The following is a 21,451-nucleotide window of genomic DNA, read 5'->3' as shown; positions in this document are numbered from 1 at the left end:
CGATCTCAAGCTCTATTTTTCATTCCAACTCCCCGCCCCCCGCTCCCAACTCCCAACTCCCAACTCCCAACTCCTAGATGTTTAATAGTCTCGATCCGATTTGGTTGTTTCTGGGCGGCTTAATCATCCGTTATGGTGGCGATTTGCTCAAAATCGTCCTAGAATTCGGACTTCAGCGATTGGCGTGTCAAATTACGATCGCCGAAACCAATCCGATTTATAGCGCGATTTGTTGGGAGCTAGAACGCACGGGCAAAGTTTATGATTTTAGCGAATTAATCTATACCGCCACGCCATTAGTCCCCCCCGCAGTCGAATCGCCAACCCTCAAAACTAGACTCCAACCGCGATCGGGATGGATCGGTGTCGGTTACCAAGGTGCCTACATTGGCATCCGCCGTCACGACTTTAAAGTTACCGATCTCCAGAATACCCAGCTTCTGACACTCGCTACATTGCGCTGGTGGCAGCCGCAAATGCTCGCCTGGTTGACCAAAATTGAAACTAATTACAATCTCGAAGCTCCGCTAATCGTGCGCTTAATTGGCGGGACGATTTCGATCGTCCGGACTCAAACCAAACGCCGCATCGAGACTCTAGCTATCGATGCCCAAACTGAAACCGAACTTTTTAGCGATCTCGATCGCTTTCTCCAAAGTCGCGATCTGTATCGTCAACGCGGCATTCCCTGGCGGCGCGGATATCTCCTCTACGGCCCTCCAGGGACTGGTAAAAGCTCCCTAATTCAAGCGATCGCCAGTCACTACGACAGGCAACTTGTCTCCCTCTCCCTGACCGATATGGACGATAGCGCGCTCCTCCGCGCTTGGTCGGAAATCACCGCTACTTCGCTCGTCGCCCTAGAAGATATCGATAGCGTATTTTCTGGGCGCAAACCCTTAGGAGAACTATCTTTTAGCGCGCTCCTGAACACCCTAGACGGCGCAGGAGCCGTCGAAGGCAGCATTACTATCCTCACTACCAATCACCGCCAACAGCTCGATCCTGCCTTGATTCGCCCTGGTAGGTGCGATCGCGAATTCGAGCTAGGTTATCTGACTCCCGCCAGTTGTGCCAAGATGTTTGGCTGTTTTTTTCCCGATTCGCCCTTCGCCGCGATCGTCTCCGATCGATTGGGTAGTTATCGGGTTTCTCCGGCTGCTTGGCAAAATTATCTCCAGTGCCAAGATAGTGCGGAGCTAGCCGCGAAAAATTGTGATTTTGCCGAGCTGCAAGTCGTAGATTGAGGTCGCGATCGCGATCTGACCCCAAAAATAGTTTAGCCCAGTCAATGGTGACTGGGCTGTCTTCAAATACAAGATAGGTGAAAATAGGGATTAACTAAGGGTTAACATCGACACAGCTATCTATTAATTTAGGACTTGCATTTTAGTGGTGGGAAAAGCAAGAACGAATTGACGATAAGCTCAATTCTTGGCTGTGTTGGGTAAATAGATCGGAGACACCACATCTACTTCGCCCAGGGAAACTTTATATCCTTCCTAACTCAATAAATATATTTATCGGTGTCTGTTTATTAAGTTAGCACTCGCCGATCGAAAAGCGATCTTTTTTTGACAGATCTTGTTGACTGTTCGCACAAGTTAAAAGATCTCCATAGCTCTTAATTATCGTGAGAGCGATCGCTTCCACTTTCTCCCAATTGCCAGCTATTTTTTAGCTTGTCGAATCAACTCGATCGCTTTTTGATAGTCGCTCATCTGTCCCTGCTGGCGAAATAATTTAGCACCTATATTCAAATCGGCGATCCCACCTTTCTTGTTTCCTAGCGACAATTTTACGGCACCCCGATTGCAGTAAGTTTCGGCATCTTGAGGATTGAGGGCAACCGCGCGATCGAAGTCAGACAGCGCGCCCTGCTTATCTCCGGCATCAAATTTGGCTACGCCCCGATTGTAGTAATTGAGGGCATCTTGGGGATCGAGATCGATCGCGCGACTGTAGTCGGAAATTGCCCCCCGTTTATCGCCCAATCCCATTTTGGCAAGGGCACGATTGATGTAAGCTTCCGCATATTTCGGATCGATCGAGATCGCTCGATCGAACTCTTGGATTGCCCCGCGCGGGTCTCCTTGTTGATATTTAGTAGTACCCTTGTAATTGTGAGCTTCAGCAGGCTTTGTAGTATTTACGGGCAAGCTGGGTGAGGCCATAGCGACGATCGGCATCGAGAGAGCGGACAAGAGGAGTGCAAGGAGCGCGAACGGAGCTTTCATGGGGTTTTGGCAAGTCGATAAGGTGACGATCGATCGATGGCGAGTTGCCCCGATATCCATATTGTAATCAAGAGCCATGCGATTTTAGGTATAAACTATGCGAAGAAAATCAGCATTTTATAACACTCTCGAAACATGCAAACTGATACAGCTAAAAATGGGGCAATTCCGGAAGCAACCTCAGCGTGCGTTTCGGTCAAGACATTGCCCCAGCTTTGTAATACGTTGCGCGAACTAATACTATATTACATCCCCAAATCTGCGGCGATCCGATGCGCGCAAGCAAAACCCGAAAATGCAACAGCATTTAATCCTTGCCCTGGAAAAGTACTATCGCCCACACAATACAGTCCCGGTACTGCCGTGCGATTGAATGGCATGTTCAACAATCCTGGTAACTTGCGGCGCGGAATTGGCCCGTAACTGCCATCAGCACGACCCAGAAAGCGGCGGTGAGTGCGGGGAGTTCCGATTTCCATAAAATCCAAACCAGCGTTTAAACCAGGGAAAATTCGCTCCAATCGATCGAGTAATACGCCAGCGCGTTCTTCTTTTTTAGCTTGATACTCAGTCGGACTTAAACCTTGCCAATCGCTCATCCAACTAGGTGTAAAAGCATGAATGATGTGATGTCCCTCTGGTGCCAAACTCGGATCGAGTAAAGTCGGAATCGACACAAAAATCGTCCCTTCTGGCTGCTCCATCTGCGTCCACTCTTCTAACAAAACGTGGTGACACTCGGTGCCTTCGGGCAATACCCGCGCATCTACCCCCAAATGCAGGCTTAAAAAAGCTGGCGATTTTTGATAGCGTTCTTGCCATTTGCGCTCCTTGCTGGGCATCTCTGCTGGCGGTAATAGTTGCTCGAAAGTATCCCAGCGCGTGGCATTAGACACGATTTTCTTGGCACGTAGAGTTTTGCCATTTGCTAATTCGACACCAACAGCACGACCCCCTTCGGTGACAATTTTAGTCACTCGCGATTGGTAATGGATTTGTCCGCCAGCTTTTTCTAGTCCCGAAACTAACTTTTGGGCGATTTGACCGACACCACCTTTAGGATAATTAATACCGCCATAATGTCGATCGGAAAACACCATTCCAGCATTGATCGTCGGTGTCATATCGGCAGGTACTACCGACCAAATATAACACTCGATATCGATAAATTTCAGGACTTCGGGATCTTGAATATATTTCCGAGCGATATCGCCGACATTCGATGGTAAATATTTAACTAAACCCAGACAGGATGCTGGATGTTGGAAAAAGACCCGCGTCAGATATCCCAACTCCTCCAGCGATAACAAGTCCATCGCATTCAGGCAATTAAATACTTTCCAACACTCATCATAAAATTTGCGGATGCCACTAGCCGACTGTGGAAATTTGGTTGCTAATTCTTGTAAAAACTGTTCGTAGTCTCGATGAACTTTAATATCTAAATTATTAGGTAAATGATATTGTACCTGTACGGCATCCGCTACCGTTTCGATACTTTCGCCCACGGCTGCGAGTGCGCGTGTCAATAAATTAGTAGTCCCTTGCTTCCCAAATCCAAAAATCATCGAAGCACCAACATCGAATCGATACCCCTGACGATCGAAATAACCCGCACTGCCGCCAGGGATTAGGTATCTTTCCAGCACCAGTACTTTCGCACCTTTCGCAGCTAACTGAGTCGCTGTTACCAATCCGCCAATGCCCGAACCGATAATAATGGCATCAAAAGTAGTTCGATCGTCAAACGACGCACCAGTTTCAGCAATAGCACTCACAGTCATAAATGAATCTTAAAAAAAATCACAAGTCTACCAATTCTATCCTCTTTCCTCAAAAACCCAAACCCCGATCGACGATCGAATTGCTGGATATGCGCGTGGCGGAGGGCAGAAATGCCTGTAGGAGCTAATCGAATTGGGTTGACGCCAAAGTTAGCCAGTTTAAAACAAGTCACCAATCGATCGCTTTTGGCGACCTGTCATGCGCGATGCGAGTAGATCGAGTAGCGGTGTTCGATCGATAGTGACACTTATCTACGTGCGTCGTTGCTAATGATAATTTTTGAGCTAGATGTTTTAAAATAATAAGGATATTAGGCTCTTCATCACCTGGTATGCTAATCTCAGCTTTTTGACCCGAAATCCTTACTGCTAAGCCAAAAATGGCTGAAAAATCTAACAATAATAGATTTTAGGCTCAATCCCTTGTTAGCTATCAATCTGGGCGGAAATCAGCATACTAAGTAATGAAGAGCCGGATATTATAGTTACTGAATAAAAATGACTGACCAAGAATTACAACAATTAGTAGCCTCCAATGCTCGGACTATCCAAGCGATGTTAGAGCAGCAAGAAACCACCAGACTGCGACATGAAGAACAAATGAATGAAATCAGACAGGCAATGTTGCGACTAGCTAGAGTTGAAGAAGGATTAGTTAATATGATGGTATCGATCGACGAAGATCGTCCGACAGTTTTGAGGAAATTAACGTCGATTGAAAATAAGGTCGATCGAATATTAGAGAAAGAAAATGGAGTTGGATAATTATGTAATATCAACCTACGATACTAACTCCCTGTCCATAGTTCGTACTTATTACCATTAACTAGCTCTAGTCCTTCAAAGAAACAGCAATCGGCATCTTTAAAGAAATCATAAGTTGTGTTATTGAGAGAGAATAAGAATCTACCCATCGTCAGTGCTCGATCGTCTTCTCCAATCTCCAGTGAAATGGTGGCATCTTCATCTTTCCACCCTGCTTCATATACCACCAAAATTGACTGTTGCGATATTTCTTCGTCTGGATTCCAGCTATTTGTCAATCCTGGTTCTCGACAGATATAATTATTATAATCTGTGACAGCAACAATAAAATCATCATAAGTCTTATATTTTTTCCTGCCAAGTGTCCACAATATATTTCTCATCGAAACATTACTCACAAAACATCTCCTTTAATTTCCAATTTATCGATCGAATTTATCGCTCGAATTGCATAATAAAAGACGATCGAACTAAATACATTTAGCCCGATCGCCTTTTGGGTCGAATGTCTGAGTTAGATGCTGCTGTGTCTGCCGTTACTGCCAGCACTCATGGTGTCGAAGACTGGCACGTTATCTTGCTTGACTTCTGTCGCAAACATTGCTTCTGGATTGTCAATAATCGGATTGCGAGCCATAATCAGCTCGATCGCGCGAGTGACGTTATCGGGGAAAATGGTCACCAAAGCATTTTCGGGGGCGTTATCTAATGCCCAGGCAATGGCTTCGGCCTCATTGAGCATAATTGAGTGGGTGGCTGGTAATTCGGCGGTGGAAATGACTTGCTCGAAGCCTTGGACGATCGGTTTGGCAGCCAGAGTAACTTGCTCGATGCCTTGAACGATGAGTTCGGCAACTTCGCCCCAAGCGCGACCTCTGGTATCATCGTCTTCTTTGATGATAATTCGATCGAAGAATGTGGCTGAAAGTTTGCCTAGTTCGATCAGATCTTCATCGCGACGATCTCCTGGCCCCCCAACTACGCCAATCGCTGGGCCAGTCCAGTTTTTGACAAAGCTACCAACAGCTTCGTATCCGGCGGGGTTATGGGCGTAGTCTACTAAGACGTGATAGCTGCCGAGGTCGAATAAATTCATCCGTCCTGGTGTCTGCTGGGCGGAGGCGCGGAAGCTACGCAGGGCGGCGCGAATGTGCTCGACACTGACGCCTTGGACGAAGGCTGCCAGACTGGCGGCTAGGGCATTGGCAATCATAAAGGGTACTCGTCCGCCCAATGTCAACGGTACTCGATCGACATTCTCGATCCGGTGTACCCAATCATGCTGCAAGATGGTGATGTAGTCTTGGGTGTATACTGCGGCAATTCCGCCGCGTTGGACGTGCGATCGCACTAATGGGTTATCGGCATCCATCGAGAAGTAAGCGACCTTCCCGCGCACCTGGTCGGCCATATCGGCCACGCGCTCGTCGTCGGCGTTGAGGATGGCATAACCATCGGCACGCACGGCTTCGGCAACGACTGCTTTGACACGGGCTAATTGATCGATCGTCTCGATATCGCCCAATCCTAAATGATCGGCAGCGACATTTAACACGACGCCGACGTCGCAATGTTGGAAAGCTAAACCCGATCGTAAAATCCCGCCGCGTGCGGTTTCGAGGATGGCAATATCTACCGTCGGATCTTGGAGAATGACTTGGGCACTTTGTGGCCCGGTAGTATCGCCTTTTTCGACTAGTCGCCCTCCGATATAAATCCCGTCGGTGGTGGTATAACCTACCGAGTCGTACATCTGACTGAAGATGTGAGCGATCAGCCGCGTGGTGGTGGTTTTACCATTAGTTCCGGTAATTGAGACGATCGGAATCCGCGTGGGGGTATTGGGCGGAAATAACATCTGGAGGATCGGTGCGGCGACATTGCGACCGACGCCTTGACTGGGGGAGATGTGCATCCGCAGTCCAGGTGCGGCATTGACTTCGACGATCGTGCCGTCGGCTTCGCGCAGCGTTTTGGTAATATCTGTGGTAATTACATCGATGCCAGCGATATCTAGACCGATAATGTGGGAGACGCGCTCGGCCATCCACACGGTTTCGGGGTGGATCTCATCGGTACGATCGATCGCGATGCCGCCCGTACTCAGATTGGCAGTCGCCCGCAGGTAGCAGACGCGCTCTGGAGGGAGTACGGTTGTCAGGGTGACGCCTTGCAGGCGGAGCATTTCGTCGGTGGAGTCATCAAGTTCGATCGTGGTCAGCATGTTGTCATGCCCCGTACCGCGCCGGACATCTTGGTTTTCGCGATCGACTAATTCGCGGATCGTCAGTTTGCCATCGCCGATCACATGGGCGGGTACTCGCTCGGCAACTGCGACGACCTTATGATTGACGACCAAAATTCGATGGTCGCGTCCTTGATAAAAGTGTTCGACAATGACGCCACTAGAGACTTCCCGCGCGCGATCGTAGCCGATTTCGGCGTGCTCCCAGTCCCGAATATCGATCGTGATGCCGCGACCGTGATTGCCATTGAGGGGCTTAATGACGATTGGATAGCCACCCAAGCGATCGATCGCGGCGGCTAATTCGTTAAAGGAGTAAATCGTCATGCCTACCGGGACGGGAACGCCCATCGCCGCTAAGATTTTTTTGGTTTTTTCTTTATCGCAGGCTATTTCGACGCCTAAAATATTGCTGTGAGATGTCAGTGCCGCTTGCACGCGTTTTTGATGTTTGCCATAGCCCAACTGGAACAGATCGCACGTCTCAAGGTGCATCCAGGGAATCCCCATCGTTTCGGCTTCTTTGACCAAGGCTTCAGTACTAGCACCCTGAGCCGCATCGTTACGCATTTTAATTAGGTCTTCCAAATCGCGATCGAGTTCGGCTTGGGGGTATGTGCCCATCTCGATAATGCTCTGACACAACCGCAGCGCAGCTCTGGCGGCATATCGTCCGGCGGTTTCGATCTGGTACTCGATGACCACTTGATAGACGCCAGGAGTGGCCGTCTCACGCGTGCGTCCGAAGCCGACGGGCATTCCGGCTAAGGTTTGCAGTTCTAAAGCCACATGTTCGAGGATATGCCCCATCATCGTCCCTTCACGCACCCGACTTAAGAAGCCGCCCTTGCAACCTGGGGAACAATGATGCTCGTCTAAACTGGGTAAAACTGCGACTAGGCGATCGTGAAAGCCCTCGATCGTATCGGATGGCCGATCGGCTAGTTCCTCCAAATCCAGCCGCACGAGAATCAGCTTTGAGCGACGAATGCTCCAGTAGTTCGGGCCTCGAAGCGTTTGAGTTTGGAGAATTTTCATATTTAGATCGATATCTTTAATTTATTACACCCTAATTTGAGTGCAATCTTGTGGTTTTAAATAAAATTTGAAATGCTCGGTAGATGAATCTGAATTCCAGACTCATATCTTTGTCGATCGAATTAATATACCACTCTTACTTAATTTCAAGTTGAGGCTCTAATTCCGTATTGCTGGATACACAACGATCGAGATCGGATCGATCGAGTATTTAAATTTACTAAAATGTGCCAGCGATCGCTAAATTGAGTATCGATCGACACTTTTTCAACAGCCGCTATGATGATACTACTATTCGGTTTTGATAGTCGTAGCGATCGCCTGGACTCAAGACATGAACTGTTAGATTGTGCAGGCTCAGGGGCGAACTTTGACTGGATACGCGATAGTTAGTATGGGTTAATTTACCCGGATCGACGATCGTAATCGTGCCTTTGCCGAGAACTTCAAAGGTATTATCATTCTCAAATGCCGCACAGGTATCTTCATCGATGCCAATGCCTAATTTATCGGGATGAGCGGCGATCGCACTGATCAATCGTGCCATCCGATTGCGATTGTGAAAATGTTGATCGACCAGCAATTCTGGGAAAATGCCTAAGCCATTGGTGAGATCGACTAATGATTGATTGGGAGATTCGCCACTGCTGCCGCCAGCAATCATCCGCTCGCCAACGATTGCTGCGCCAGCACTAGTTCCGGCGAGGACGAGTTCTCCCAGTACGATCCGCTCTTTGATGGAGGCCATAAACCTACTTCCACCAATCAGATCGCGCAGGCGCAACTGATCGCCACCAGTGACAAATACGCCAGTACAATTAGCTAAGATGTCTAGCCAACGCTGTTGGTCGCACTCTTGGGGCTGACGAATGTCGAGTATTTGCACTTGCTGGGCACCCATCCCCTTAAATATCTGGTAGTAGCGATCGCCAACAACGCTGGGTTCTTGTGAGGCGCAGGGGATGATGCCGATTGTCGCCATCTTGCCGCCAGCACTTTTAAAGAAAGCGGTTAAGATGCCGCACCCATTGACTTTGTCTTCTGCTCCACCAATCACCATTACTGGATAATGGGTCGAAATTAACATAGATTTCTGGTCTAGAAAAGGCGTTACTTTAAGCATAACAAAGACTTCAAGTCTTCCATCATATCACCGGAGGGAACCAAAATCTCAATCTAAATCGGGTCTAAGTAGACTTAAATCGGCTGCGATTGTCCGTCGGGATCGAGACACATGAAGTAGACCGATCTGAATTTATCAAACAATCGGCAGGAATGTTTGTATTGAATTTGACATTGTTGGGGAGAGCGGGGAGTGGATGGGTAATGGGTAATGGGTAATGGGTAATGGAACGCAGTTTCACAATACCTCAAGCCTTCTGCCCGATCCTTTCTACCCACTATCCACTATCCACTATCCACTATCCCCTAGTGTCGATCGTACTGCCCAGTCAGCTTATTAAGCTGTTGCACCAATAGGCTCAAAAATAGCCCGACATCGGTGACGACGCCAATTGACTCGATCGAGCCGCGATCGCTTAACTTGGTCACCACGGCGGGATTGATATCGATACAGACCATTTTCACGCCTGCGGGGGTCATATTACCTACCCCGATCGAGTGGAGCATACTCGATAGCATCAAAATCAGATCGGCACCTTCAATTAAGCGAGCGTAGTCTGCCTGAGCTGCAACCAAATCCATCTGGGTATCTGGCAGAGGGCCATCATCGCGAATCGATCCGGCGAGCGAGAACGGGACGTTATTTTTGACGCATTCGTACATCACGCCGCTGCGTAGTACGCCTTGCTCTACCGCCTTGGCAATACTGCCGCAGCGACGAATCGTATTGATCGCTTTGAGGTGGTGGCGGTGACCGCCATGAACGGAGATCCCGCGCTGCATATCGACACCCAAGGAGGTACCCATCAAGGACTGCTCGATATCGTGAACCGCGATCGCATTACCGCCCAGTAGGGCGTGGACGTAGCCTTCGCGTATCAGTTGGTTAAGGTGTTCGCTGCCGCCTGTATGAATGACGACTGGCCCTGCGACGACGGCTACTTTGCCACCGCGATCGCGGATTTGGCGCAGATCCCAAGCAATTTGTTCGACGACGAGTTCGACTCGCCGCTCGCTAGATACGCCCGCACCCATGAAGCTAAATTCTTCGGTGGCGTTCTTTTTGATCGTCGTAGCGTTGCGCTTGGTGCGAATGCCTTCGCTCCCGACGACGACAGATTCACCGACTTGTAACTCCCGTAGCAGCTTACAGCGGGCGACAATCCCCGTGAGGGTCTGAGTTACCGCGATCGCGCCATCCATCCGCTGTCCTTGTACCTTAATCCATTCACCCGCGATCGAAACTTCGGTCGGATAGATGGTGGTGGCATAGAAGTCGTCGGCTGCGACTCCAGGCTGGGTAACTGGAGCGAGATTGGCATCGGTGGTGTCCTCGGAGGCACTCACCGCACCAAGATCGATCAATTGCCCCATGATATCGGCCATCACCGCCGCATCGGGAGCTGAAACTTTAACTTCGGCAGTAGAAGTATCCAAGCGTTGCGCGCCGAGACTGAAGTTAATCACTTGGAAACTACCACCGCCTGCGACGATCGTATCGAGGACGCGATTTACCAGACCAGAATCGAGTAAATGACCTTCGAGTTGGACGATCCGGCTGGAAATAGTGGAAACTTGGGGCGATTCGCGATACGTTTCGGTCGTCCGCAGCGTCAAACACTTGGCCGCACCACCCGCTTTAAGAAATTCGGTTAAAGGAGTTTCGATGACGCTAAAGCCGCGATCGTGCAAGATTTGCTTCAGGCTATCGCTAGCTTTGTTGACGACGATCTTGCGATCGATATTCACCGAATTACAGGCAAAATTAACAGCATCCGCTTCGTCGATCGCGATCCGTTTCTCGGCAGGTACGCGTAACTCGATCAGTCGGTTAGAATAAGTATCAAAGGCGGGTGGGTAATATAAAAGATATCCATCGCTGAGGGGGCAAAAACAGGTGTCCAGATGATAAAACCGTCGATCGACCAGTCGCAGCGACAATACTTCTACATCCAACCACTGTGCTAAATAGGCATGGGCATCGAGTTCCGAGCGGAAGCCATAACCAGCCCACAACCACTGTCCACCGCGATCTAGCAGGGCATCTCCCGCCCCTTCAAACGGCAAACTTTTCGGTAAAGTATGGACTTTATAGCCTTGGCTTTCAAACCACTGCTGAAAATACGGCTCCTCGCCCTGACGTTCGGGGTGAACAAAGCGACTGAGGACGACGGTTTTGCCTAAGATTAAACCAGCATTGGCCGTAAATACCATATCTGGCCATCCCGGTTGTGGCTCTACTAAATCGATCGTCGCATGGTCTTTCAAGACTTGGTAAAGTTGATTCCATTGCGTCTCGGCTTGCTCCCGCGACGAGCGATGTATATTTCCTTCCATCCACGGATTGATTACATAATCGACCTCGTAATGATGGGGTGCGCACATCAAGATTCTTACTGCATTAGTCATGTTTAATTTTAATTGCGAACGGAATTCGATGGGTGGGTAAAAATCGTTACAGCGATGCGCTAACTCAGTCGTAAGTAGCCAGACATTGACAAGCGGTAGTTCGCGACAATTGTAGCAATTGCGCGTTCGGCATCGCAAAATCCTTTAAAAATAATATGTATCGAAAGCCAGATCTTTAAATTTGAGGTTTAATAAAGGTATACCGATCGGCAGATGCCAGCACGGATAACTGTAGCAAATAATACTATTCAGCAAAACTTATCGCTTCTGCTCCAACTATTTTTATCAAATTTTATTAAGAGGAAAAGACCATGGCTGTTTTAGAGCGATATTGCATTAGTGATTTTCAAGATGAAGTTCGGGCGTTAGTCGCACGCGGATCGATCGATCGCCAGCAACGTATCTACGAACTCAAGAAGTTTTTTGGCGATCGTCAATGGCCAGAAGTCGAGCACTTACTGAACGAGCACGACTATTTATTAAGAGGTCGGATTATCGATCTCGTCGGCGCAGAGTGCTGGACGAATGATTGAGTACCAGCTTCATGGTTTCACTGCTAAATTTTGTTTAAAAAACTAATATTTTTATCTTCCCCCGCCAGCAATCTCGATCGAAGCTCGAATTGTACTAGTTTTGACTGCCCTAATTCTTTTCATTGGGTCTGGGTTTATCAAAATTGGCTTTGCCCACAACGTAGCACATCGCATAAGGATTATCGACCTTAGTTGATGCTTTGGTTATTTCCAATCCGATCGTGTGACCATCTACGTCGTAATCAACGACCAATCCGGGTGCGATTTGAGTCGTTTCCTCAACGGTCGTATCGACAAAGGTAATTTGCAAAATATCTTTGTCAGGGTCATAAATAACTTTCATGATTCGGCTATATCCTTGGCGGTGTTGACGATAAGGGCTGGCGAGGCTAGTTGAAAATCGGGTCGGCGAACGGCCAGAGTCGCAGCCACAGCGCGAACAAAAATCCGCTACCTCAATCCTAGTCATAGGACAGGCCGCTAAATGTATCGCGAGTGACAAAAGCGATCGTCTCTACAGATCGCTAGCCGCGATCTGCATCTGGATCTAGCTGGAGAGATATACTAGTTGATACTTTATCAAGCCATCGCTCTATGCCTAATCCTGAAGGCGAGTTCTCCCAGATTTCACTACCGCATTCTACCATTCGACCGATCGGCGTGTATGCCCTCTCCGGACTGGCTGCGGATGGAGACCAGTTGTTGGCAGTGGATGCAATCCGGGGCTATCTAGTTAGGATCGATCCACACACCAACAACACGATAATTCTCAATCCGCACCATGTGGCCGAATGGATTGGGGTGTGTGGGTTTAGCGTTTGGGAAGATACATTTTGGTTCGCCAAAGGACAGGAAGCGATCTGGTGCGACCGCAACACCCTAACTCCAACAGTTTTTACACGGTTACCATATCCAGTAACTGGAGTAGCAGTCTGCGACTCGCTGGTCTACGTTAGTTGTCAGAAATCTGGTTACATTCATATTTTCGATCGCACGACAGGAGAATCTACCGGACGCATCCCTCAACCCGGTGTTGGTTGCGAAACGTTGACAGTACACGATAATGCGCTGTGGGTGTGCGATCGCGCCGAGCAAACAGTTTATTGCTTAGATCGAACTACTGGCGATATTAAATTTAGCGCGCTCACCCCATTCAGCTCGCCGACAGGCATTGCCTTTTATCATCCAGCCGATGAAGCCGAGCCGATTTGTTATGTGGTGTATGCCGATGAAGAACCATACATTCGTGACGATCCCAATGCCAAATCGCCGTATCAGTTGACATTTCGCGATCGCACCTTCATCCATCCGTTATATTTCCATCACGATCCGAAGGCACACTACACCCGCTCCAATGGCTTTCTCATCGAACTATCCTACGTCGAAGAACTATTACCCCTCGAAGCCGTCGCTCTCAACCAAGTTGAGTGGCGAATTGCCTTACCCTCGAATACCCTGCGCCAACGCGTGCGCCATGTCGAAGCGATCGGGTGTGAATGTACGATCGAAGAACAAGACGGCCAAAAAGTCGCAGTCTTTAAATTCGATAAACTCGCTCCCAACCAGGGTGGGTTGCTGGGATGGAAAGCAGTTATCGAAATGTACGGTCTGAAATATTCCCTGTCTCCCGACGATATCGACGATCGGATCGCCCTCCCTGACGAGCTAGCACAGCTCTATTTGCAGGACGATGACGATCTAGCCATGGACACCGATACGATGATACAGGCGGCCAAGGAAGCCGTCGGTACGGAGACAAATGTGCTCCGCAAGATGCTCAAAATCCGCAACTATGTTTACGATCGACTATCCTATGGCATCCAACCCAAGATCGACACTCCCGATATCGCTCTAGCGCGGGGAGTTGGTTCCTGTGGCGAATATGTCGGCGTTATCCTCGGCCTAGCGCGCCTCAATGGCATTGCCTGTCGGACGATCGGACGGTATAAATGTCCCGCCTATCCCGATCGTCGCCAGGTGCCGCTACAGCCAGATTTCAACCATGTCTGGCTGGAGTTCTATATCCCTGGGATCGGCTGGCTGCCGATGGAATCCAACATGGACGACACGATCGAACGCGGCCCCTATCCCCAGCGTTTTTTCATGGGTTTAGCCTGGTATCACACCGAAATCGGCAAAGGAATTTCGTTTGAAAAAATGAAAGCGATCGACAAACCGGAGCATCTCTCGATGGGCGATCTCGCCATCAATCACATTTGTTTTCGGATCTTAGATGAGTTAATTCCTAGCTAAAATCCAAAACCGACTTCTCGAAAGAAGTCGGTTTTGTCGCACTAATGGTGCGATCGAATTAGTGATGAATTGCACTAATTAATTGGCTAGTTGCAGTAATAAAAGCAGCGATCGCCAACAATAATTGAGTCCATTGCACAATCGATGGTTCGGGTTTTGGTTCATTCGCGTAGCTTACCGTAGGTATCGATCCAGAATTTTTGCTCGTTAATTTCATCGTATTCTCCTTTTGCTTCAAGTGGTTCACGATCTAGTTGTATCACGTTGAAACTTATATGGGAGTGCAAGTTTAGCATTGAATGCGATGTCGATCGCTGGGACTAAGACATTAATGAGACAGTTTAGATCTAGTAGCGATGTTAGATTAAAAAACTCAACCACTCAGGCAGATCGCTGGATCGATATCCAACTCGACCATCATTGAAGGAAAGTACTAATCTAGCTTCAGCACAATCGTCTGAATTATCATAAATTAGGGCACGATCGGCAACTTGGAGCGCATTCGGTAGCAAAGCCATCACCCGATAGTACCTAGCCATAATTTTGTCTGTGGGTACATTATGTCCGCCCGACTGCACTCTTTGTCCGACCCGTTGGAGCGAAAGTTCGGGGCTGGATAATCCCACAAAAATTAGCATGATGCGATAGCCAGCATCCTTGGCAGACTGCATAAATTCTATTTTGCTGGGATGACTCATGACTGTTTCAAAAGCCATCGACTGCCGATCCGTCAGCCAGATATTTCGTTGTTCATCAGCTTTTCTAGCCGCAGTATAAGATCTGTCGATCGGGTCGGCGATATCGGTTAGTGTGAGGGCAATTTCATCAGGATTGACATAGTTTGCCGGAAATCCAGGTTCTTGACGCAGACGAGCGGTAATCGTGGATTTTCCAGCACCATTAACACCGACGATCGCAATTAACAAAGGCGAATTTGATAGCGTAGCCATGTATCTTAGCTTTGGCTAGCTGCATCAGAAACGGATACTTTTTCACCATTAGGCTTTGTTTCATACATAATGCCATCTCTCATTCCGTATGTGGAAATGCCGCGATCGTGTAAATCTTTGACTGCTGCTTTAGTCGCTTCTTTGGCAAGAGTGGAAATCTCTTCATCAGTTATGTCAAAGAAACTATCGATCTCCGATACTTCTTGCTTGACTGTCGATTTGGGATCGGACAGTGCAGTATAGTTATGTATTGTTTTATAGTCTTGCATAATTCTAGTTTGGCAAAACACACGCGATCTGTTTGTCTTAGTTTTGTTTGAATCAAAATTGAGGCATAATTGAGACACAATCGAACTTCTCATCTCGATCTGCTATGGCTAAATCTCTGATTGCTTCGGATAAAGGACTTCAGCTCATTGATGAGGGCAGAGAAAAGCAAGGCTGGCATCGGAACGATAAACGGTTTCTAGAAGCTGCGGAGATATCTAGAGCGACGTTGAATCGCTTCTATGCCCAGCAGCCAATTAAGCATGATAATTTTGTGGCAATTTGCAAGGCGGTGGGCATTGAAAAATGGCAGCGAGTTGCGGCAACGGTATTATCTGGCGAAAAGCCACAGGTTGTAGCTGAGGTACCGCCAAATTCATTAGCTGAACTCGATCGAGAGTTACGGGCTTGGTTTAAGGCGTTGCGGTATGAGATCGAGCCAGATTATCGGGTGGAGACGGAGGAGTATTTTGAGTGGATTATTCGGATACCTGTCAGGAGTAGATTCGATCGAGTCTTAATCCACGGCATTAATGGCGAGGCGGGGATGCAGGATCTCGCGCGGGTAGAGGCGGTAGTTAAAGAGCGGAATTTGGATGAGGGCTGTGTAGTTACCGATTATCGCGTGAGTCGATCGGTTGCGGCTTATTTGGCAGCGGAGGAGGAAAAGGGTAACAATTCGGCAGAGCCGACGCTTCGCGAACGCATTGTCTGTTTGACTTTCGATGAATTAATCGATCGAGATGTAGATTTTTCGCCATATATTCAGTGGTTGGAGGCAGAGATCCAACGGTTGGGCATCGAGCGTGAGTATCTTCAGTTGAATTGTAGTAAGCCGGAAAAAGATTCGCAGGGTAAGTATTTACCGCCGAATGATAAAGCTGAGGGTGCGGAGCGGATCGATGATTATATGGATGAGTGGTTGGAGTCGGCGCAGAAAAATCATATTTCCGTGCTGGGGGAATTTGGCACGGGGAAGACTTGGTTTGCGCTGCACTATGCCTGGGTGGGAATTCAGGCTTATTTACAGGCGAAAACCAAACGGGTGAAACGTCCGCGTTTGCCGCTATTAATTACGCTGCGAGACTATGCCAAGGCGTTGAATGTAGATACGGTGATTGCGGGGTTCTTTTTTGTCAATCATAATATTCGGCTGAATGCAGATGTCTTCGATCGGTTGAATCGGATGGGTAAATTATTAATCCTGTTCGATGGTTTTGATGAGATGGCGAATAAGATTAACAGTCAAGATGCGATCGACAATTTCTGGGCATTAGCTGAAGTAATCGTGCCAAATTCTAAGGCGATCTTAACTTGTCGCACCGAACATTTCCCGACGACGGCAGTAACGGCGGACACCTTGGCTGGGAAAAAATTGGCTTCGACACAGGAAAAGGTGGCGATGGCTCCGAAGTTTGAAATCTTGAATTTACATCCATTATCGATCGACCAAATTAAGCAAGTATTCACCAATCGCGGGGCGACGATAGAATCGATCGATCTAGTCCTCTCCAATCCCGAACTCTACGATCTGGTAAAACGCCCGATGATGGTGGATTTGGTGTTGGCAGCGTTGCCAGAAATTAGTGCGGGGCAGAAGATCGATCTGGCGCGGGTGTATTTGTATGCACTCAAACAAAAGCTGGCGCAGGATATCGAAACCAAGCGGACTTTTACTTCGATGGCGGATAAGGTGTTCTTTTTGTGTGAGGTGTCGTGGGCGATGCTATCGCAAAATAAATTGACGCTGCATTACAGTCAGTTCCCCGACAGGTTGCGGGAGGTATTTGGCGATGCGATCGAGGATAAGGCTCTGGATCATTGGCATTATGACATGATGTGTCAGACGATCTTGATTCGCGACCACGATGGCAATTATCGTCCGGCACATAAGTCGCTGCTGGAGTTTTTTGTGGCATTTAAGTTTGCGGCAGAGTTGGGATTATTACATCCAGATTTTTTAGATTTAGTACGGGAGCCGTCAGAGCAAAGTTTACCCATTGCCGAGCGGGGTTATCAGTGGGCAGATTATTGGCAGCATTGTCGGGAAACTCACGGCAATAAGCGCGATATTGCCAGATTTAAGCGAGTGGAAATTGCTAATTTAGTAGCAACTTTTGGTGCGAGTCCGTTGATTCCGGCGGTGATGAATTTACTATTGCCGATGCTGGATCTACAGGTGAGTTATCGGCAGATGAATCCGCTGTTGGAGTTGATGCAGTGGACGCAAGCTAAAACCCTGGAGCAAGCGAAGTGGCTGGGGAGTAATGCGGGGAGTGCGTTGGTGAAGTTAAATCCTTATGGATTGGAGTATCGAGATCTGAGTCAGGCGGTGTTGCCAGATATCGATCTGGTGGGAGCGGGATTACGGGAGGTAAATTTAGCAGGGGCAAACCTCACCAATGCTGCGACGACTAAAACATTTAGTACTTGTACTACCATTGCCACTAGTCCCGATGGTCGCTACTTTTTTACTGGTCATGATGATGGTACTGTGCGGATTTGGACGATTGGCGGTCAGGAATTATTTATCTGTCACAGTCATCAATCGTTGGTAAATTCGCTCGCCGTCAGTGGCCAGTGGCTGTTTTCTGGCAGTGAGGACAACACCATCAAACAGTGGGAGATCACCACTGGAGGCTGTCTCCAGACCTTCAGCGGTCATCAAGCTGCGGTAAGTTCGCTCGCCGTCAGTGGCCAATGGCTATTTTCTGGCAGTATTAATGGTATTAAACAGTGGGAGATCGACACTGGACGCTGTCTCCAGACCTTCAGCGGTCATCAAGCTTGGATAAGATCGATTGCCATCAGTGGCGAGTGGCTATTTTCTAGCAGTGGTGATGAAACCGTCAAACAGTGGGACATCGGCACTGGATGCTGTCTCCAGACCTTCATCGGTCATCAAGATTCGGTAAGTTCGATCGCCGTCAGTGACCAATGGCTATTTTCTGGCAGTGGTGATAAAACCATCAAACAGTGGGACATCGGTACTGGATGCTGTCTCCAGACCTTCATCGGTCATCAAGCTTGGGTAAGATCGATTGCCATCAGTGGCGAGTGGCTATTTTCTGGCAGTGGTGATGAAACCGTCAAACAGTGGGACATCGGCACCGGAAGCTGTCTCCAGACCTTCAGCGGTCATCAAGCTGCGGTAAGCTCGATCGCCGTCAGTGGCGAGTGGCTGTATTCTGGTAGTAATGACAACACTGTCAAACAGTGGGACATTGGCACGGGTCAATGTCTCCAGACCTTCAGCGGTCATCAAGCTTGGGTAAGATCGATCGCCGTCAGTGGCGAGTGGCTGTATTCTGGCAGTAATGACTACACTGTCAAACAGTGGGACATTGGCACGGGTCAATGCATCCAGACCTTCATCGGTCATCAAGCCGAGGTAAGTTCAATCGCCGTCAGTGGCGAATGGCTGTATTCTAGCAGTGTTGATAAGACCGTTAAACAGTGGGATCTCGCCACCGGAAGCTGTCTCCAGACCTTCAGCGGTCATCAAGAGTGGGTAACATCGCTCGCCGTCAGTGGGAAGTGGCTGTATTCTGGCAGCTATGACGACACTGTCAAACAGTGGGACATTGGCACGGGTCAATGTCTCCAAACCTTCAGTAGTCATCAATATTCGGTAATATCGCTCGCCGTCAGTGAGAAGTGGCTGTATTCTGGCAGTAATGACTACACTGTCAAACAATGGGATATCGATACGGGGGAATGTGTTTACACCTTCAGCGGTCATCAATCTCTGATAAGTTCGATCGCTGTCAGTGGCGAGTGGCTGTATTCTGGCAGTGGTGACGACACAGTCAAACAGTGGGAGATCGCCACCGGACGCTGTCTCCAGACCTTCAGCGGTCATCAAGATTGGGTAAGATCGATCGCCATCAGTGGCAAGTGGCTGTTTTCTGGCAGTGGTGATAACACCATCAAACAGTGGGAGATCGCCACGGGAGAATGTATTGCTACTTTCGATAATTTCCTCTGTGCTGGGGCGAATATTACAGGCGTGCGCGGTCTGACAGAGGCGCAAATTGCCTCCCTTGAAACCTTGGGCGCAGTCAGCAATGCAGTTGAGTAGTTCGAGTTATTCTGGCGATCGATCGACCGGAAGAAGTTAAGATGGCATCACTGCCGAATGTCAGCGATTACGGCTGGAGAGCGTTGGATAATTAACTCTCGCGCCTCCAGCTCGATAGTTGCTGTAGTTACCTCTAATTGCCACTGCCGAGAATATATAGACTAACTAAAGTGCTACTGTTCCAAAGACTGTGCAGCAACATCGGTGCTAGTAAATTGCGGGTGCGAACGTAGACGATGCCTAAGATAATGCCCAGCGATGTTAATGGCAGAATTTCGGATAAGCTCAGATGGGCGACCCCAAACAACAAGCCGCTCAAACAGATGGCACCCCAAGTCGGCAGGTAGCGAGTCAAGGAAGGTAGCAGAAAGCCCCGAAATAAGAATTCTTCAAATAGTGGTGCCGCCACTGCCGCAGTCAGGAAAAATAGCGATAAGGCGATCGAATCTCGACCTTGGAGGACTATTTGTAAGATGGGATTGCTACCGCCTTGTCCGTGCCAAATTTTTTCGTTCAGCAGCGAGACGATGACGACAATTGGGGTGGCTACTAAGTAGCCGCCGATCCCCCACAACAACCAATTAGATTTCCAGTTAAACTCGAACCAATCGGCTGGTAAAGGTAGATAAGATTTAATCGATAAATACAATACTCCCAATGCCAAAATAGCCATCAGGACATAGCTGGTAAATACATATAGTCCCTGTTGGCGGATAGTCAAGGTTGCTGGGTCGATGAGCGCGCCAAATAGCGTCGGCAAGACAAACTGTCCGACGAAAAAGAAGCCGACCATAAATACTTGCAAAACCGTCTCCCAATCCCAAGGAGCCGACCACGGCGTATCGAGTTTTTCGAGTAAGATCTCGGTAGCAGATCGTTCGCCGCGTTGCTGAAATAAGACGATCGCAAATCTCACTGTAAAAAAGACAATTAAACCCACGCCGCCGAGAACGATAAAGATCCGAGGAATCGTAATTAAAGCGAGATTTATTACCGCATTTTTAGCTTTGGTTTCTGCTGTGAGAGTGAGTTGGTCTAGTTTCTGACGATCGCCTAAATCTGTATATAATTTTTTGAGGACTCGATCGCGAAACCAGCCATCGAAATTAGTGTTAATTTCAGCTTCGAGCTGCGGAATAGTATTACGATCGATGTTCGATGGTTGTTTCCAGATTTCAATTAAGGATGCAGCGACGTGTTTGGATGTCGCAGATTGCGAGTCCGTACCAACCTTTTGCCAAGTCTGAAGTGCCTCTGCCGATTTCGATCTCGCTGCTTGAAGGATGCCAATTCGCAGGTCGATTTTATCGATTTCTAGCTTGGCTGCGGCGATCGTTTTTTTAGTTAGATCGATTTCTAATTGTTGCGATTTGCGAGTGACATCTGTTGTCGAAGTTGCTAAATCTGTTAAACTAGCATTGAGCTTGTCGATCGCCTGGACATCACTTTTGCGTGCGGTTTGATACTGTTGAGTCGCCGATTTCAGAAAATCCGTACCGACGATCGACTTCTGTAACGCTCCCAAGGCATCCGCATCATCGGTCGGTTTCCACTCCGATGCAACTAAGACGATATTGGTTTGATATAGCTCGAATTTACCTTGAATTTGAGGTCGATCTAGGGTGTCGAACAGTGAGAAGATCGGCTTGATTAGTACCAACGCGGCTAGTACGATTAGCAAAATGCGGCGCAGAGATGGAAAAGATGAGAGCTGCTGGCGATCGGGACTCATTAAAACTTATAACCTGTCTCTTATACACATCTGAC

Annotated in this window: 16 protein-coding genes; 5 read left to right on the top strand and 11 right to left on the bottom strand. The window is 48.4% G+C overall.

From position 1 onward, the window contains the following. Positions 1–77 precede the first annotated feature (77 nt). Entirely contained in the window at positions 78–1,247 is a 1,170-nt protein-coding gene (locus C7B77_RS05585) for an AAA family ATPase (protein WP_106301224.1), read from the top strand. Positions 1,248–1,670: 423 nt separating this feature from the next. On the opposite strand, the gene C7B77_RS05580 is transcribed toward C7B77_RS05585, so the two are convergent. Both C7B77_RS05580 and crtH read right to left on the bottom strand, forming a co-directional pair. Then, a complete protein-coding gene (locus tag C7B77_RS05580; RefSeq protein ID WP_106301221.1) occupies positions 1,671–2,315 on the bottom strand; it encodes a tetratricopeptide repeat protein in 645 nt (214 codons plus the stop codon). Between the two features lie 167 nt (positions 2,316–2,482). Continuing rightward, positions 2,483–4,021: a carotenoid isomerase gene (gene crtH / locus C7B77_RS05575; RefSeq protein ID WP_106301218.1), complete on the bottom strand. Its 1,539-nt coding sequence runs from the start codon at positions 4,019–4,021 to the stop codon at positions 2,483–2,485. 498 nt (positions 4,022–4,519) lie between these two features. On the opposite strand from crtH, the gene C7B77_RS05565 reads away from it, so the two are divergent. Next, the gene (locus tag C7B77_RS05565; protein WP_106301211.1) at positions 4,520–4,786 is read left to right on the top strand and encodes a hypothetical protein; all 267 of its coding nucleotides are present in this window, start codon (positions 4,520–4,522) and stop codon (positions 4,784–4,786) included. A 23-nt stretch (positions 4,787–4,809) separates the two neighbouring features. On the opposite strand, the gene C7B77_RS05560 is transcribed toward C7B77_RS05565, so the two are convergent. The 5 genes from C7B77_RS05560 to argZ all read right to left on the bottom strand — a co-directional run bounded on the left by C7B77_RS05560 (position 4,810) and on the right by argZ (position 11,600). Next, positions 4,810–5,184: a hypothetical protein gene (locus C7B77_RS05560; RefSeq protein WP_106301208.1), complete on the bottom strand. Its 375-nt coding sequence runs from the start codon at positions 5,182–5,184 to the stop codon at positions 4,810–4,812. 116 nt (positions 5,185–5,300) lie between these two features. Continuing rightward, a complete protein-coding gene (cphA, locus tag C7B77_RS05555; protein WP_106301205.1) occupies positions 5,301–8,069 on the bottom strand; it encodes a cyanophycin synthetase in 2,769 nt (922 codons plus the stop codon). A gap of 277 nt (positions 8,070–8,346) precedes the next feature. Then, positions 8,347–9,192: a cyanophycinase gene (locus tag C7B77_RS05550; protein ID WP_106301200.1), complete on the bottom strand. Its 846-nt coding sequence runs from the start codon at positions 9,190–9,192 to the stop codon at positions 8,347–8,349. A gap of 64 nt (positions 9,193–9,256) precedes the next feature. Beyond that, the gene (locus C7B77_RS29650; RefSeq protein WP_181243719.1) at positions 9,257–9,433 is read right to left on the bottom strand and encodes a hypothetical protein; all 177 of its coding nucleotides are present in this window, start codon (positions 9,431–9,433) and stop codon (positions 9,257–9,259) included. Between the two features lie 64 nt (positions 9,434–9,497). After that, positions 9,498–11,600 (bottom strand): bifunctional arginine dihydrolase/ornithine cyclodeaminase, encoded by a 2,103-nt coding sequence (argZ, locus tag C7B77_RS05545; protein WP_106301197.1) that lies wholly within the window; start codon positions 11,598–11,600, stop codon positions 9,498–9,500. 311 nt (positions 11,601–11,911) lie between these two features. Between argZ and C7B77_RS05540 the strand changes: the two genes are divergently transcribed. Next, a complete protein-coding gene (locus tag C7B77_RS05540) occupies positions 11,912–12,133 on the top strand; it encodes a DUF4327 family protein (protein WP_106301194.1) in 222 nt (73 codons plus the stop codon). Between the two features lie 109 nt (positions 12,134–12,242). Here the strand turns inward: C7B77_RS05540 and C7B77_RS05535 are convergent, their stop codons facing one another. Beyond that, positions 12,243–12,602 carry a DUF2283 domain-containing protein gene (locus C7B77_RS05535; protein ID WP_245894077.1) on the bottom strand — a complete coding sequence of 120 codons (360 nt, stop codon included), beginning with the start codon at positions 12,600–12,602 and terminating at the stop codon, positions 12,243–12,245. A 125-nt stretch (positions 12,603–12,727) separates the two neighbouring features. On the opposite strand from C7B77_RS05535, the gene C7B77_RS05530 reads away from it, so the two are divergent. After that, a complete protein-coding gene (locus C7B77_RS05530; protein WP_106301188.1) occupies positions 12,728–14,386 on the top strand; it encodes a transglutaminase domain-containing protein in 1,659 nt (552 codons plus the stop codon). A 359-nt stretch (positions 14,387–14,745) separates the two neighbouring features. Here C7B77_RS05530 and C7B77_RS05525 read toward each other — a convergent pair whose 3' ends face one another. Together C7B77_RS05525 and C7B77_RS05520 are read right to left on the bottom strand one after the other, a co-directional pair. Further along, the gene (locus tag C7B77_RS05525) at positions 14,746–15,336 is read right to left on the bottom strand and encodes an ATPase (RefSeq protein ID WP_106301185.1); all 591 of its coding nucleotides are present in this window, start codon (positions 15,334–15,336) and stop codon (positions 14,746–14,748) included. 5 nt (positions 15,337–15,341) lie between these two features. Next, positions 15,342–15,605, bottom strand: coding sequence for a hypothetical protein (locus C7B77_RS05520; RefSeq protein ID WP_106301183.1), 264 nt, complete (start codon positions 15,603–15,605; stop codon positions 15,342–15,344). 104 nt (positions 15,606–15,709) lie between these two features. Between C7B77_RS05520 and C7B77_RS05515 the strand changes: the two genes are divergently transcribed. Further along, a complete protein-coding gene (locus C7B77_RS05515; protein ID WP_106301179.1) occupies positions 15,710–19,684 on the top strand; it encodes an NACHT and WD40 repeat domain-containing protein in 3,975 nt (1,324 codons plus the stop codon). 133 nt (positions 19,685–19,817) lie between these two features. Here C7B77_RS05515 and C7B77_RS05510 read toward each other — a convergent pair whose 3' ends face one another. Further along, positions 19,818–21,416, bottom strand: a complete 1,599-nt coding sequence (locus C7B77_RS05510) for a type II CAAX endopeptidase family protein (protein ID WP_106301176.1) — start codon at positions 21,414–21,416, stop codon at positions 19,818–19,820. Between the last annotated feature and the right edge of the window lie 35 nt (positions 21,417–21,451).

This window comes from Chamaesiphon polymorphus CCALA 037 (assembly GCF_003003845.1).
GTDB classification, from domain to species: domain Bacteria; phylum Cyanobacteriota; class Cyanobacteriia; order Cyanobacteriales; family Chamaesiphonaceae; genus Chamaesiphon; species Chamaesiphon polymorphus.
The sequence above is the reverse complement of the archived record's forward strand: the minus strand, read 5'-3'. Positions and strand labels throughout refer to the sequence as shown.

Excerpts from the sequence above, each read along its gene's own strand:
- C7B77_RS05585 (WP_106301224.1), top strand. The coding sequence starts at position 78 with ATGTTTAATAGTCTCGATCCGATTTGGTTGTTTCTGGGCGGCTTAATC.
- C7B77_RS05580 (WP_106301221.1), bottom strand. The coding sequence starts at position 2,315 with ATGGCTCTTGATTACAATATGGATATCGGGGCAACTCGCCATCGATCG.
- crtH (WP_106301218.1), bottom strand. The coding sequence starts at position 4,021 with ATGACTGTGAGTGCTATTGCTGAAACTGGTGCGTCGTTTGACGATCGA.
- C7B77_RS05565 (WP_106301211.1), top strand. The coding sequence starts at position 4,520 with ATGACTGACCAAGAATTACAACAATTAGTAGCCTCCAATGCTCGGACT.
- cphA (WP_106301205.1), bottom strand. The coding sequence starts at position 8,069 with ATGAAAATTCTCCAAACTCAAACGCTTCGAGGCCCGAACTACTGGAGC.
- C7B77_RS05550 (WP_106301200.1), bottom strand. The coding sequence starts at position 9,192 with ATGCTTAAAGTAACGCCTTTTCTAGACCAGAAATCTATGTTAATTTCG.
- argZ (WP_106301197.1), bottom strand. The coding sequence starts at position 11,600 with ATGACTAATGCAGTAAGAATCTTGATGTGCGCACCCCATCATTACGAG.
- C7B77_RS05540 (WP_106301194.1), top strand. The coding sequence starts at position 11,912 with ATGGCTGTTTTAGAGCGATATTGCATTAGTGATTTTCAAGATGAAGTT.
- C7B77_RS05535 (WP_245894077.1), bottom strand. The coding sequence starts at position 12,602 with ATGACTAGGATTGAGGTAGCGGATTTTTGTTCGCGCTGTGGCTGCGAC.
- C7B77_RS05530 (WP_106301188.1), top strand. The coding sequence starts at position 12,728 with ATGCCTAATCCTGAAGGCGAGTTCTCCCAGATTTCACTACCGCATTCT.
- C7B77_RS05525 (WP_106301185.1), bottom strand. The coding sequence starts at position 15,336 with ATGGCTACGCTATCAAATTCGCCTTTGTTAATTGCGATCGTCGGTGTT.
- C7B77_RS05520 (WP_106301183.1), bottom strand. The coding sequence starts at position 15,605 with ATGCAAGACTATAAAACAATACATAACTATACTGCACTGTCCGATCCC.
- C7B77_RS05515 (WP_106301179.1), top strand. The coding sequence starts at position 15,710 with ATGGCTAAATCTCTGATTGCTTCGGATAAAGGACTTCAGCTCATTGAT.
- C7B77_RS05510 (WP_106301176.1), bottom strand. The coding sequence starts at position 21,416 with ATGAGTCCCGATCGCCAGCAGCTCTCATCTTTTCCATCTCTGCGCCGC.